General features: G+C 37.0%; 13 protein-coding genes and 2 rRNA genes. 10 read left to right on the top strand and 5 right to left on the bottom strand.

The window, feature by feature from the left end; all coding sequences use genetic code 11:
• Both ACE1TG_RS19625 and rrf read left to right on the top strand, forming a co-directional pair.
• Window positions 1-126 (top strand): 23S ribosomal RNA (locus tag ACE1TG_RS19625); the annotation flags it as partial.
• 108 nt (window positions 127-234) lie between these two features.
• Window positions 235-350: ribosomal RNA gene (gene rrf, locus ACE1TG_RS19620) — 5S ribosomal RNA — on the top strand.
• Between the two features lie 814 nt (window positions 351-1,164).
• Here rrf and hemQ read toward each other — a convergent pair.
• The 3 genes from hemQ to ACE1TG_RS19605 all read right to left on the bottom strand — a co-directional run bounded on the left by hemQ (window position 1,165) and on the right by ACE1TG_RS19605 (window position 3,597).
• The gene (hemQ, locus tag ACE1TG_RS19615) at window positions 1,165-1,908 is read right to left on the bottom strand and encodes a hydrogen peroxide-dependent heme synthase (protein ID WP_375054081.1); all 744 of its coding nucleotides are present in this window, start codon (window positions 1,906-1,908) and stop codon (window positions 1,165-1,167) included.
• 163 nt (window positions 1,909-2,071) lie between these two features.
• Window positions 2,072-2,251 (bottom strand): hypothetical protein, encoded by a 180-nt coding sequence (locus ACE1TG_RS19610; protein ID WP_375054080.1) that lies wholly within the window; start codon window positions 2,249-2,251, stop codon window positions 2,072-2,074.
• Between the two features lie 74 nt (window positions 2,252-2,325).
• Window positions 2,326-3,597, bottom strand: a complete 1,272-nt coding sequence (locus tag ACE1TG_RS19605) for a BaiN/RdsA family NAD(P)/FAD-dependent oxidoreductase (RefSeq protein ID WP_375054079.1) — start codon at window positions 3,595-3,597, stop codon at window positions 2,326-2,328.
• A gap of 442 nt (window positions 3,598-4,039) precedes the next feature.
• Between ACE1TG_RS19605 and ACE1TG_RS19600 the strand changes: the two genes are divergently transcribed.
• Both ACE1TG_RS19600 and ACE1TG_RS19595 read left to right on the top strand, forming a co-directional pair.
• Complete coding sequence (locus ACE1TG_RS19600; RefSeq protein ID WP_375054078.1) at window positions 4,040-5,656, top strand: putative polysaccharide biosynthesis protein; 1,617 nt, start codon at window positions 4,040-4,042, stop codon at window positions 5,654-5,656.
• Window positions 5,657-5,668: 12 nt separating this feature from the next.
• Window positions 5,669-6,388, top strand: a complete 720-nt coding sequence (locus tag ACE1TG_RS19595; RefSeq protein ID WP_375054077.1) for a pseudouridine synthase — start codon at window positions 5,669-5,671, stop codon at window positions 6,386-6,388.
• Between the two features lie 23 nt (window positions 6,389-6,411).
• Here ACE1TG_RS19595 and ACE1TG_RS19590 read toward each other — a convergent pair whose 3' ends face one another.
• A complete protein-coding gene (locus ACE1TG_RS19590) occupies window positions 6,412-6,630 on the bottom strand; it encodes a DeoR family transcriptional regulator (RefSeq protein ID WP_375054083.1) in 219 nt (72 codons plus the stop codon).
• A 262-nt stretch (window positions 6,631-6,892) separates the two neighbouring features.
• Between ACE1TG_RS19590 and thpR the strand changes: the two genes are divergently transcribed.
• The 4 genes from thpR (at window position 6,893) to ACE1TG_RS19570 (ending at window position 10,299) form a co-directional block, all read left to right on the top strand.
• Complete coding sequence (gene thpR, locus ACE1TG_RS19585) at window positions 6,893-7,456, top strand: RNA 2',3'-cyclic phosphodiesterase (RefSeq protein WP_375054076.1); 564 nt, start codon at window positions 6,893-6,895, stop codon at window positions 7,454-7,456.
• Window positions 7,457-8,383, top strand: coding sequence for an NERD domain-containing protein (locus ACE1TG_RS19580; RefSeq protein WP_375054075.1), 927 nt, complete (start codon window positions 7,457-7,459; stop codon window positions 8,381-8,383).
• Complete coding sequence (locus ACE1TG_RS19575; RefSeq protein WP_375054074.1) at window positions 8,384-9,298, top strand: diacylglycerol/lipid kinase family protein; 915 nt, start codon at window positions 8,384-8,386, stop codon at window positions 9,296-9,298.
• A 185-nt stretch (window positions 9,299-9,483) separates the two neighbouring features.
• Window positions 9,484-10,299, top strand: a complete 816-nt coding sequence (locus ACE1TG_RS19570; protein ID WP_375054073.1) for a phosphotransferase — start codon at window positions 9,484-9,486, stop codon at window positions 10,297-10,299.
• On the opposite strand, the gene ACE1TG_RS19565 is transcribed toward ACE1TG_RS19570, so the two are convergent.
• Complete coding sequence (locus ACE1TG_RS19565) at window positions 10,286-10,573, bottom strand: YtzH-like family protein (protein ID WP_375054072.1); 288 nt, start codon at window positions 10,571-10,573, stop codon at window positions 10,286-10,288. The two genes, ACE1TG_RS19570 and ACE1TG_RS19565, sit on opposite strands and share 14 nt — an antisense overlap.
• A gap of 78 nt (window positions 10,574-10,651) precedes the next feature.
• Here ACE1TG_RS19565 and trmB point away from each other — a divergent pair, with 78 nt between their 5' ends.
• Window positions 10,652-11,290 carry a tRNA (guanosine(46)-N7)-methyltransferase TrmB gene (gene trmB / locus ACE1TG_RS19560; protein ID WP_375054082.1) on the top strand — a complete coding sequence of 213 codons (639 nt, stop codon included), beginning with the start codon at window positions 10,652-10,654 and terminating at the stop codon, window positions 11,288-11,290.
• A 269-nt stretch (window positions 11,291-11,559) separates the two neighbouring features.
• Complete coding sequence (locus ACE1TG_RS19555; protein WP_375054071.1) at window positions 11,560-12,414, top strand: YtnP family quorum-quenching lactonase; 855 nt, start codon at window positions 11,560-11,562, stop codon at window positions 12,412-12,414.
• Window positions 12,415-12,985 lie beyond the last annotated feature (571 nt).

The raw sequence follows: 12,985 nt of genomic DNA, 5'->3' as shown, positions 1-12,985 counted from the left end.
AAGATGAGACTTCCCATCACTTCGAGTGAGTAAGATCCCTCAGAGACGATGAGGTTGATAGGTCCGAGGTGGAAGCGTGGTGACACGTGGAGCTGACGGATACTAATAGATCGAGGACTTAACTAATCAATACTGGATAAAACGTTGTTGTGAAGCTCTTATTTAGTTTTTAGGGTATAAAATTTTGAAAACCTAAGGTTAAGATGTTCTGTTTAAACACAAAACATCTGAATGTCTGGTAGCATTAGCGGAGAGGACACACCTGTTCCCATGCCGAACACAGTAGTTAAGCTCTCCAGCGCCGATGGTAGTTGGGGCTTTGCCCCTGCAAGAGTAGGACGCCGCCAGGCAAATGATAAAAGCCAGGATATGATCATTCATATCCTGGCTGTTTTCTATTGTAAGAAAGATTAAGCAAACAAAGCTTTATAAATACGCATGGGTTCTTATCGCAATACATAAAATTTCACAATAAAATGAATCTAGACTTGCATAAACGGTATATGAATATAAATTTAAGAGGCTGTGGATTAAGACAAATAATAACAGGATAGAATGTTAGAGCGTTCATTTTCAATGGTTAGATCTCGCAGTTGATATAAATGCGATGTAGTATGGTGAAATATTCAACCTTGATGAGTGACCGTTTCAAGCAATTTTCCCAGCATTTGTGTACTCACAAGCGTGAGACTATGGCAAGTAAGACTGCGAAAGTGAAACTTTGATTCATAGATCAGATTTTACTTTGACTAATCACTTGTGCTATTTTTTTCAAAACGGGCCATCCGATCGTTTAAATGCATTTATTCACTAGTCAGGATTGTGCCCGCTGATTTGCCGGATCCTCATTCCGTTATTTCCTGAAAAATGCCTATTTTAATCATGTTATGTAATCCTCATTCCGCTATTTTTCCTTTTTAATCACATTTTACTTTAATTTTGTGTAAATAACGGAACCACGATCCGCTTCAATACTTTGAGTTCATACTCTGGTCCCTTTGCCCTCTCCTTTTGTTACTACGCCTTTGGCTTTCTTGTCGATGGATGCAATAAGGCAGGCAGGAACAATAAACATAATCAGGAAATCCAACGCAATTTTAATCAATTCAAATTTCCACTGCTTTAGCTATGGGAGTATAACTACTGAATATTCAAACAAACCGATTAGATTTCAAAATAAGCAGTAATTTCTTCTCTTGGTAAATAATTCCCAATATAAAATGTTCCGAAAATAGCATACTTAGCACTGACTTCATCAAATCGTGTATCGTATATAAGCTTCTTAAACTTCAGTGGATCATCACAAAAAAGAGAAACTCCCCATTCGTAGTCGTCAAAGCCAATTGCCCCTGTAATGATGCGTTTTACATCCTCTGTATATGGCTTACTTGTTGCGATATGCTCGAACATCATACGGCCTCGTTCTCGTTTTGGTAACGTAAACCAGTTGTTAATTTCTCCCCGTAACTTACTCATCGGATAAAAGCAGATATAGTTTGTCTTGGGAATAGTTGGATAAAGTTTTTCGAGCATTGCAGGATCTTCATATGGGTCTGTCTCACGTTTTGTATAAGAGCTTTTCTCAATAATTGACACATATGAATATACAGGTTGTGTGTAGTGAGCAAGAGCTGTCTTATTAAATTGACTTTCAAGCTTGTTTAGATCCTTCATAGTTGGTCGGAGAACCATAAACATTAGGTCAGCTTTCTGCCCAACAATCGAGTACAAAGTATGACTGCCTTCCTGGTTGTCTTCTACAGTTTGCCACTCGCTTAATAAATTTTTAAACTCATTCAGAGCCTTATTCCTTTCATCCTCTGTGGCCTGCTGCCACTTCTCCCAGTTAATAGTTCTGAAATCATGCAGTGTATACCATCCGTCAAATGTAGTTACAGATTCGACCATTTAAAATCACTCCTAAGTTAAATATGCTGTTTATAGTGTAAATAATACTCGTGCAATCGTTGTATTATTGTGATTAATATCACGCTATTAGTTGTAAATGTGAAGCATTTGTGATTTTAATAAATAAAAAAGCGCCCCCCTGAGGGTGCGCTTAATGTAATGGTTAGCCCATTGTGTTCGGACCAGATTGATGCTGATTACCGTTGTTCATTTGTGAAACAAAAGGCATCATTTTTTGCATGGTTTGACCAAAGTTCTGATTGTTCTTTGTCATTGAATAATAAGTTGCTGCGCCAACACCCAAAGAAGCGAGTAAAGGTATCCACATGTCATTCCTCTGCATTTAAATCCAACCCTTCCTAAAAATATCGCCATACATTAGTAGCATTGCACAAAAATTTTAAAACATGTTAGGTATCAAATACCAGTATAGTTTCCAGTTTCGAGTGCAGCATTGATACCAGCTAATCTGCCTGTAACCAATGCAGATGTAATATTATAGCCACCAGTGTAGCCATGTATATCCAGTATCTCACCGCAAAAATAAAGTCCGTGCATAATTTTGGATTGCATTGTGTTTGGAACAACTTCTTTAATGGATACTCCACCGCCAGTTACAAATGCTTTATCCAGGGAGAGTGATCCATTTACATTGAAAGAGAAATGTTTAATTTGGTGAACAATTGTCCGAATGACTTCTTTGGAAATGTTTGCTGCTTTTTGCTCTTCACTAACTTGATGCGTACTAAGAATATAAGTAAGGAGCCGTTCAGGTATCGTACCTTTTAAGATATTTTTTATTGACTTTTTGGGATTTTCCTCCATAGCAACTAAAATGGATTGTACCAGATTCTCTTCTTTTTCGTCAGGTAATACGTCAAGAACCATTTGAACCTCATTTCGACCTTTCATAAGTTCTTTAACTACAAATTGGGAACATCGTAATACTGCAGGACCAGATATGCCGAAATGTGTGAATATCATGTCCATTTGATGTGTAATTATAGGTTTGTTTTTTTTATTTAATACAGTTAACGCTACATCACGTAAAGACAACCCTTGCAGGCTTTTATTTTTGATAAACGATTCATTTGAAGTAAGCGCAACTTCTGTTGGATATAATTCAGTTACAGTATGCCCTGCTTTTTTAGCCCAAGCGTAGCCGTCACCAGTCGACCCTGTATGAGGAACAGCCCTGCCACCGACCGCTATAACAAGTGACTTCGTATGTAGTTTGGAATCATCAGCTAAGATAATGGTATGTTCATTTTCATCATAATGAACAGCATTTACAGTAGTGCTCATTTGTACATCGACATGCAATTCATCTAATTTATTTATTAACGCATTCACTACGGTCTTCGCGGAATTTGATGCAGGAAACATACGACCATGGTCTTCCTCCTTTAAACCAACACCCATACCTTCAAAAAAATCGATAATATCGTAGTTGTTGAATACGGAGAATGGACTGTATAGAAATTTTCCGTTTCCTGGTATATGTTTAATTACTTCTTCTTCTGGCAGCCGGTTTGTAACATTGCAGCGGCCACCACCAGAAATTGCAAGTTTCGTACCTAGCTTTTTGCCCTTCTCGATTAACATCGTTTTTGCACCACTTTCAGCTGCAGCGATGGAGGCCATAAGACCTGATGGACCGCCTCCAATAATTATTACATCATATGACACCTTTCTTCATCCCTTTCGTTACTAGCATAGCTCTTTTGGATTTATTGTAGAAAAAACATAGGATAAAAGCATACATTTTACTTTTAAATCAATAGTAGTTTGTATTAGTAAAAAGTGCAAAAATAATATGATTTTTCGTTTGCCTTATCGAATTATAACCTACATATTACTTATCTGTGATAAAATATCTTTAAAGAGGTTGTTCAAAAAGTCCGGAAAAAATGACGCATCGAATTTCGTCGTTAGCTTGCTTTTCCGTTGCTCATGTATTAAAAGCATACATTCCGCTACTCAAAGCTACGCTGCCTCGAACTTTCGACGCACATGACGTGCTATTGTCGGCGTTGCAACAGGACGTTGCGAACATAGCCGACTCGGTCATTTTCATCCTCCTTTTGAACACGCACTTAAACGTAATTTATTTATAGATGCAGGTGAAATAATGTCGAATATTGTTAGAGGCACTATGTTACTTACTGGTGCGTCATTTTTATCTAAATTTCTAGGGATGATTTATGTTATTCCTTTTCAATGGCTTGTCGGCGAAACAGGTGGGACACTCTACGCTTATGCCTATACGCCATATAGTATATTAATTAGTATATCTACAATTGGAGTACCCCTAGCCGTTTCGAAGTTCGTATCTAAGTATAATTCACTTGGTGATTATGAAACGGGAATGCGAATGTTTAAGGCAGGTATTGCCCTTATGGCTGTTACGGGTTTTCTTGGTTTCCTTGTTCTATTCTTCGGCGCAGAATTAATGGCAAGCTTTATCATTTCAAATGAGAATATTGGAGTGATTGCAACTGCCGATGTGACAATGGTTATTCGAGCAGTCAGTTTTGCCTTATTGATAATTCCGGCAATGAGTATTGTCCGAGGTTTTTTCCAAGGATATGAATCAATGGCACCTACCGCAGTTTCTCAAGTGGTTGAACAAATTGCTCGAATTATTTTTTTGTTAAGTGCAACGTTTATCGTAATGACTTTATTTGAATCCATTCCTATTGCAGTTGGTTTTGCAACATTCGCGGCTGTAATCGGTGCATTAGCATCCTGTGTTGTTTTATTCGTGTTTTGGCGTAAACGAAAACCAGCTATACAGAAGCAGATACAGCAACAGCGCGTCACACATGATATACCAAAAAAAGAACTTGTTAAGGAACTATTCAGCTATGCGGGACCGTTTGTCTTAGTAGGGATTGCAATTCCCTTATACCAGCTGGTTGATCAATTTACATTTAAGCGTGCGATGATAGCTATCGGAGAAGGAAATATTTCTGATATTGTCTATTCTGCTATTAATTTGTATGGTCATAAGCTTGTCATCATTCCTGTAACGATTGCTACCGGGTTATCACTTGCTGTTTTACCAGCGTTAACAAAATCATTTACCAAAGATAATAAACAGCTGTTAAATCAGCAAATAAATCAATCATTTCAAATAATACTAGTCCTTGTTGTACCTGCTGTTGTCGGCCTATCCATGCTTTCAGATGTAGCATATGGTTCTCTTTATGGAATGAAGCACATTTCTATGACAGGGTCGTTACTGGGCTGGTATGCACCGGTTGCATTATTATTTGCTTTATTTACGGTGACGGCGGCAATACTGCAGGGTGTCAATCAGCAGCGTTTTGCCGCGGTAAGTTTATCTGGTGGTTTATTGGTAAAGGTCCTGTTTAATATCCAGCTTATTCATATATTTGGAGCAAAAGGAGCTATTTTTGGGACAGCACTTGCTGCTGGAACGGCAGTCATACTGAATATTTGGCGGATAAAATCGTCGACCCAATTTTCTTTCAAACAAACGTTTAAACGCTTCTTATTAATTTGTATATTTTCCATTATTATGTGTATTATTATATGGATTCTAAGAACATTATTTGGAACATTTTTAGCATATGAAGAATCTCGTCTATCAGCTACCATTATGTTAATTTCTGGAGTTGTTGCAGGTGGTGGTGTCTATCTGTGGTTTGCCTATGAATCAACGCTATTGGAGCGATTATTGGGTAATCGTGTGCGGGTCCTGGACAAAATATTTCGTAGGTAAGGAGTTTTATTCGTGCGGCTTGATAAATTATTATCCAACATGGGAATTGGCAGTCGGAAAGATATAAAGGCAATACTGAAAAAAAAGCATATTACGGTAAATGAAAAGATAGTGAAAGATGGAAGTATGCATGTTGATACAGAATCTGACATAATAAAGGTACAAGGAGAAATAGTTACGTATCAAAAATATATTTATTTAATGATGAATAAGCCAGGTGGTTATATCTCGGCGACGGTGGATGAACGGGACAAAACGGTGATTGACATGCTGACACCTTCCTATAAGCTATTTAATCCATTTCCAGTTGGCAGACTTGATAAGGACACCGAAGGGCTATTGCTAATTACAAATGATGGTGAGCTAGCCCATCAGCTTATTTCTCCAAAAAAGGATGTAGGAAAGACATATTATGCTAAAATAAAGGGACATGTTACAGAAGAAGATATTCTAAAGTTTAACAATGGGATTATGCTTGATGATGGGTATCAGGCCAAGCCGGCTAAATTGCAAATTCTGCATGCTGATGATCAATCCGAAGTTGAAGTGACTGTTACAGAAGGCAAATTTCATCAGGTGAAACGGATGTTTTTGGCGGTTGATAAGAAAGTTGATTATCTTAAACGGATTAAAATGGGTGAGTTAGAACTTGATCGTAATCTTGTACCAGGGGATGTACGCGAACTAACGAAGGATGAACTGGAGTACTGTCTTTCCCAAAAAAAGAACTGACACTGTTAATGTCAGTGGTACCTTTAAGGTAACTTTACAGGTTTACTTGTTGTTTTCCATCTTCCACGATGAGGACTACGTACCAAACCATTGTATTCTAAAACGTTCAGGTCACGCTGAACAGTGCGGTCGGTAGTTCCGAATTCTTCTGCCAGTTCCGAAGTTGAAACTGTCCCATTATCTCTAATATAAAGATAGACAGCTTTAACTCTGCTTAGCATTCGGGATGTTGGTTGATTCAAAGAACCACTCCTTAATGAGTTCATTCTCTCGTGGTGTAAGTGAATCTGTATTGTTAATCTTATTTTACACTAAAAAAGGAAATATTTTAAATACTTTTTTCTAGGCAGTTAAGAAAGCAGATTTCTTACTGCATAAGTGTAACGGAGGCAATCCGCATAAAGGTTTGTACTACACAGTATATGGGGTTCTAAAAAGTAAATTACGCTTTCATAAGAATTCCCTTAACAAATGCCAATTTTTCTAAAAAAGCGAGGAATGGGTATGACAAATGAACCGCACTATTTTATTGCTATTCCGCTCCAAGAAGGACATAAAGCGCACTTTTTTAAATGGCAGCTTAATTTAAGGGAAGAACTTCCCTATAAACAGTGGACAAATAAGGAAGATTTGCATATAACATTAAAATTTTTAGGAGCTGTAAATTCCAATAAACTTTACTTCTTGTTAAATTCGCTGAATGTACTAAAAAAATCAACGCAATTTAAAATAACCACAGCATCAATAGGATTCTTTGGTAGTCCCAAAAAGCCACGTGTTTTATGGGCAGGAGTTGAAAAAACGGAACCCTTGGTTGCATTACATGAAACTGTGGAAGACATTGCGGCGAAATCTGGTTTCCAGAAAGATACTCGTTCTTTTTCTCCACACATTACACTTGCAAAAAAATGGAATGGCGAAGGGGGAAATAAGTCAGGGCTAAAGAAACAGTATGACCAGCAACTAAACCTGACAGTTAATCAGGTTGTCGTATACCGAATTTTTCCTGATAGAACACCAAAGTATGAAGTTGTAGCTTCATATGAACTAAAAAGGGAGGTTGATTAAGTGGCTCAACTGATTAAGCTGCAGGATTACATATCCCGATATGAATGGAACGCATACCGTTATCCAAGTCAATATATGCGTTTGAAACAGGATAACTGGAAAAAACTCCAATATATGTCGGAAAATGATAATGCTTCTGAAGTAGAAGAAGAGGATTTTGCGGAACAGACCTCCACCTTTTCGAAATGGAAATCATTTATCAAAACTGGTAATTGGTATACTGAAGAGGAAGATTCAGCTGATAAAGACAATCGCTTACCAAGGACAGAAAAGGATTTAAAGCAGTACTTTTTAGATAAGTTATTCCCATTGCAACTAAAATGGGCTACTTCAACTGTCACGGATGTATCATTTATGGATAAGCGGTTTTATCATGATGATAGGCTCAAGTTTTTTCTGCAACGGTTTCCTGATACGTATTTATTATTGTATTATCCAATTTTTAATATAAAGAATGCGCCTGTTGATGGAGAGATTATTCTGCTTAGCCCCATAGGAATAGAAATTATTTATTTAATTGAAAAGAAACCTAATGCAAAAATAGTAGCGGATGACGAGCGAACATGGGTAGTAGAAGATAGAGATGAACAATCCAAAATATTGAGTCCTATGATTGCTTTAAAACGTACTGAACAATTGGTCAAAAGTATTTTGAACATAGATGATATTGAATTTCCTGTTACTAAAATTGTATTGTCACGATTCAATAATATTGAGTTTCATTCTGAGCCATTCAATACGAGAATAATTGGAAAATATAATTATGAAAAATGGTTTAGAGAAAAAAGAAGTCTTGTATCGCCTTTGAAAAGCAGTCAGCTGAAAATTGCAGATTTATTATTGAAAAATTGTCAATCAACATCTGTTAAGCGACCGGAGTGGGAAGAGGATAATAATACATTTTCGGTCGGTAAAGAGGATGTGTAAATGTATATCTTTATTATAAACCCAACTGCAGGGAATGGTGGTGCCAAAAAGGCATATTCAAAGATTGCAAAGACAGAAGAATTTAAACAAATACAAAGTCAATGTTTTTTCACAGAATATTTTGGACATGCAGAGCGAATCGCTGCACAACTGGCTACAGATTTTTCAGAATCGGTTACCTGTGTAGTTGTTATCGGCGGTGATGGCACATTACATGAGGTGTTAAACGGACTATCTGAACCAGTATTCCCTGTTTCATTTATTCCTGTTGGGTCTGGAAATGATTTTGCAAGGGGATGCGGTATTAAAGGAAACCCAGTTGATATTTTTCAACGCATAATCCGTCAGAATAGCAGCCCATACTGGCTGGGATGTTATCAGGAAAAAGGGAAAAGCCCACGTACTATAGTCAATAGTATTGGATTTGGCTTTGATGCGGAAATAGCAAGAGCTGTGAATAAATCAAAATATAAAAAATTGTTAAGTATGGTTTACTTAGGGAAGATTAGTTATGTAATAGCACTTATACAAGTATTATTCCATTATAAACCAATTAATGTAGTACTGATAGCAGATGGTAAAAAATATAAACTTTCTAATTGCTGGATGGTAACGATTGCGCATCACCCGTTTTATGGTGGAGGTATGAAAATTATACCAAATGCTAAGGTACAGGCAGGTATATTCCCTGTTCTTCTACTTCATTCAATATCAAAATGGAAAGTACTGGGGCTTTTTATGACTGTATTTAGTGGGAAGCATGTGAACTTTAAAGAGGTAGAGGTTTTCGAAGCAAATCGTATTGAAATCAGTTCAGAGAAGAGCATTCCGTATCAGGTAGATGGACAGACGAGTGAATGCTACTCCTGTGTTATAACGAAGCATTCAGAGGCAATAAAGGTTGTTGGGGCATAAATTTTGCTTGAAATTAATCAGAAATTCCTATAATCTAATCTCATGTCTCTTTTTTAGAAGTTAAGTACTTTCTAACTGCATGGGTGAATGTGAAAAACACTTTCTAAGGACCCTTAAATGATATGCTAAGTTGAAATAAGTTAACTAATAATAGGCTACTATATAGATGATTTGAGGTATGTAAGGTGAATTGGCTTGAACAAGCACTAGGAAAAGAATGGAAAGTTACCTCGGCCGGCGGGTTGACTGGTGATGCCTTTATAGCAGAAAATAACAATCGGCGCCTGTTTCTGAAACGAAACTCTTCCCCATTCCTGGCAGTATTATCTGCAGAGGGAATTGTCCCCAAGCTTGTTTGGACGAAACGGATGAAAAATGGTGATGTCGTCACTGCCCAGGAATGGCTTGATGGAAGAGAACTTAAACCATTGGAAATGCAGCATCACCAAGTAGCTTCTTTAATCCGTAAAATACACAACTCTTCTGAATTGTTGCATATGCTTATGCGGATGGGTAAAAAAGCCGTCACACCAGATGAACGATTTGCCGAAATAACTGAACAGGTAAAAGCGAACGGTTTGATACAACAACATAATGAAGTCCGTAATGCGATTAATTACCTCGGTCAATTACTTCCGGTAACACGTGGTCAACAACAGGTGGTTTGTCATTGTGATTTGAATCATAATAATATTTTGCTAACAAATAAGGGGCAGCTCTATCTGGTTGACTGGGATAATGCAATGATAGCTGATCCCGCAATGGACTTTGGATTTGTATTAAAATGGTATATACCGCAAGAAGACTGGAACGAATGGCTTGAGCAATACGGTATAACAAAAGACGAGCAGTTAATTGAACGTATCTATTGGTATTTAATTATAGATGCACTTTCTTATTTATGCTGGCATAATGAACGAAATGAAATGGATAAGGCTTATAGTAGATTGAAGGATTTACGTGATTTAAATCTTCATGTAGAGTCCGTTATTTTGAATTAGTCTGCTGAATAGCACTTACCCAAGTCTCGATGTTTTCCTGATTTGTAGTGATGTGCTCCTCATCATTTTGTGCAATTTCACCTTGCCGGCCATAATTATATATCTCTGGTAATAATTGAAGTAGCTGTTCATCAGAGATGCTGTTGTTTGCCATCATGGCTTGAACTAATCTTTTAATCTGCTGATATTCTGAAATTTCACCACAACAATCCTCTGTTTGTTCGCTTAAAATATCTTGCAGTAACCTTAATTGATTATGAACGGTTAGTGTCAATCGGAATCACCTCAATTTATAGTGTTAACCAATAATTTTTATTCTATGCTAAAATTTCTAGAAAGCGTGGTGCTAATGGTGCGTCAACGTAATAAGCCATGGGCGGATGACTTCCTTAAAGAAAATAGTCATTTTGTCATTCCTGATCCATCTGAAAATAAGAATAGGTGGCGTGAAGTTTTTGGTAATAACAATCCCATTCATTTGGAGATAGGTACTGGAAAAGGTCAATTTTTAGCAGGAATGGCTGAGCAATTTCCAGAAGTCAATTTTATAGGAATTGAGGTTGCAAAGAGTATCGCTGTAACTGCAGCTCAAAAATTAATGCAATCAGACCAGGATAATATTCTACTGATAAATGAAAATGCAGAAAGGTTAAGGGAAATTTTTGCAGAAAATGAGATTTCTGTCATATATTTAAATTTTTCTGATCCCTGGCCAAAGAATCGACATGAGAAGAGACGTTTAACTTTTCGTACGTTTTTAGAACAATACAAGGACGTCCTGCAACCTAGTGGTGAACTTGTATTAAAAACCGATAATCGCGGATTATTTGAATACTCACTTGTTAGTTTTTCCGAGTTTGGCATAGTTCTTAAAGAAGTTAATTTGGATCTTCATAGATCAGAGGACCCAGAGAACGTCATGACCGAATATGAAACGAAATTTTCGGCAAAAGGACAAGTAATCTATCGATGCCGTGCCCAATTTTCTTAGAACCCATCAAAAGGGTTCTTTTTTTAGCAGTTGAATCAATTTCAAAATTCAAAAATAAAGCCGTATGCTATTTCGCCGGAGGGAATTACCCCCGTAGTACTCTGAGTGGTAAAAGATAGTAATTGTTCGGTTAATCGATGAATAGAAGTATCTAAGAAATTTCCTTCATCAGTGCGAATAAGGTCTAGCGATAAGCCTTAACTTTCTAAACTATTTGCACCAAATATATTCTTTAGCTACACTAATAATAAGGTGAAGGAGGGTGAATAATGGAAACACTTCAAATTGGACGAGCAAAACTGACTTGGCTAAATGGCGGCGTGAACTTCCTGGACGGAGGTGCCATGTTTGGTGTTGTCCCAAAGGCATTGTGGAGTAAGAAATATCCACCAAATGAAAAAAATCAAATAGAATTGAGGACAGATCCGATACTGCTTCAGGTGGATGGAAAAAACTATTTAATAGATTCTGGTATGGGAAATGAAAAATTAACAGATAAACAATTACGTAATTTTGGAGTTCTCGAGCAATCATCTATCGACCAATCACTTGCAGAACTGGGGTTAACAGTCAAGGATATTGATGCAATGTTAATGACGCACTTACATTTTGATCATGCATGTGGACTAACCAGAAAAGTGGATGATACATATCAATCTGTATTTGAAAACGCGGTTATTCATGTATCTGCAGTGGAATGGAATGAAATGCGAAACCCAAATATCCGGTCCATAAATACATATTGGGAAGAAAATTGGAAACCAGTTCAGGACCAAGTACAGCCGTTTGAAAATGAAATTACGATAGTTGATGGGCTGAAGATGATTCATACAGGTGGACATAGTGATGGACATAGTATCTTGGTTTTTGAAGATGGAGATGAGGTATTTATCCATATGGCTGATATAATGCCAACCCATGCTCACCAGAATAAATTATGGGCCCTTGCATATGATGATTATCCGGTAACTTCTGTACATCAGAAAGAAAAATGGATGGAATTTGGTTATCAGAAAAAAGCGTGGTATACGTTTTACCATGATGCTTATTTACGTGCAATTAAATTTGATGAATCAGGAAAGCGAATTGATGAAATTGAACGGACGCGGTATGACTATAAATAAGGCTGTTTTCTAAAAGTTTATTTTTTTATTTTTAACACAAAATCTATAAGAGCCATAAATAATTATTAGAAAACTTGGCATTCGCCACGCCTTTGGGCGAATTGCCTTAGTTGCAGTTATGCAGTAAGTAGTTGTACTTTTGTATGAAAATACCTCTATAAATTAATCTTTTAGCGGACACAGGAGACGCTATTGCTATATAAAAGTAACTTTCTCGAAGTTATCCGGACACAGAAGACCTTATTATACATATATCATGGTTATTTAACTGTATTTGTGTGAAATAAGGTCCTTGGTGTCCGCATACACCACCATTTTCGTGGATTTTTGCCAAATAAGGTCTCTGGTGTCCGCTAACATCAAATTTGCTATATGAAAAATAATTTTCAGATAGATGGTGGCTGCACATTCAGCAGCCATGGTGGTTTCTTATCTGCTAAAAAAGGACTGGGACAAAAGTATTTAAGTCAAAGTAAAATCCGAACTATGATTCAAATTCTTGAAATAGAATTCGAATTAGTTCGGATTTTTTACAGATTAGATATAAACTGCGAACTAACATACTGAGTGC

The organism is Virgibacillus sp. JSM 102003 (genome assembly GCF_041949995.1).
Classification (GTDB): domain Bacteria; phylum Bacillota; class Bacilli; order Bacillales; family Amphibacillaceae; genus Lentibacillus.
The sequence above is the reverse complement of the archived record's forward strand: the minus strand, read 5'-3'. Positions and strand labels throughout refer to the sequence as shown.

Coding starts and splice junctions, on each gene's coding strand:
- hemQ (WP_375054081.1), bottom strand. CDS start 1,908: ATGGTCGAATCTGTAACTACATTTGACGGATGGTATACACTGCATGAT.
- ACE1TG_RS19610 (WP_375054080.1), bottom strand. CDS start 2,251: ATGCAGAGGAATGACATGTGGATACCTTTACTCGCTTCTTTGGGTGTT.
- ACE1TG_RS19600 (WP_375054078.1), top strand. CDS start 4,040: ATGTCGAATATTGTTAGAGGCACTATGTTACTTACTGGTGCGTCATTT.
- thpR (WP_375054076.1), top strand. CDS start 6,893: ATGACAAATGAACCGCACTATTTTATTGCTATTCCGCTCCAAGAAGGA.
- ACE1TG_RS19575 (WP_375054074.1), top strand. CDS start 8,384: ATGTATATCTTTATTATAAACCCAACTGCAGGGAATGGTGGTGCCAAA.
- ACE1TG_RS19555 (WP_375054071.1), top strand. CDS start 11,560: ATGGAAACACTTCAAATTGGACGAGCAAAACTGACTTGGCTAAATGGC.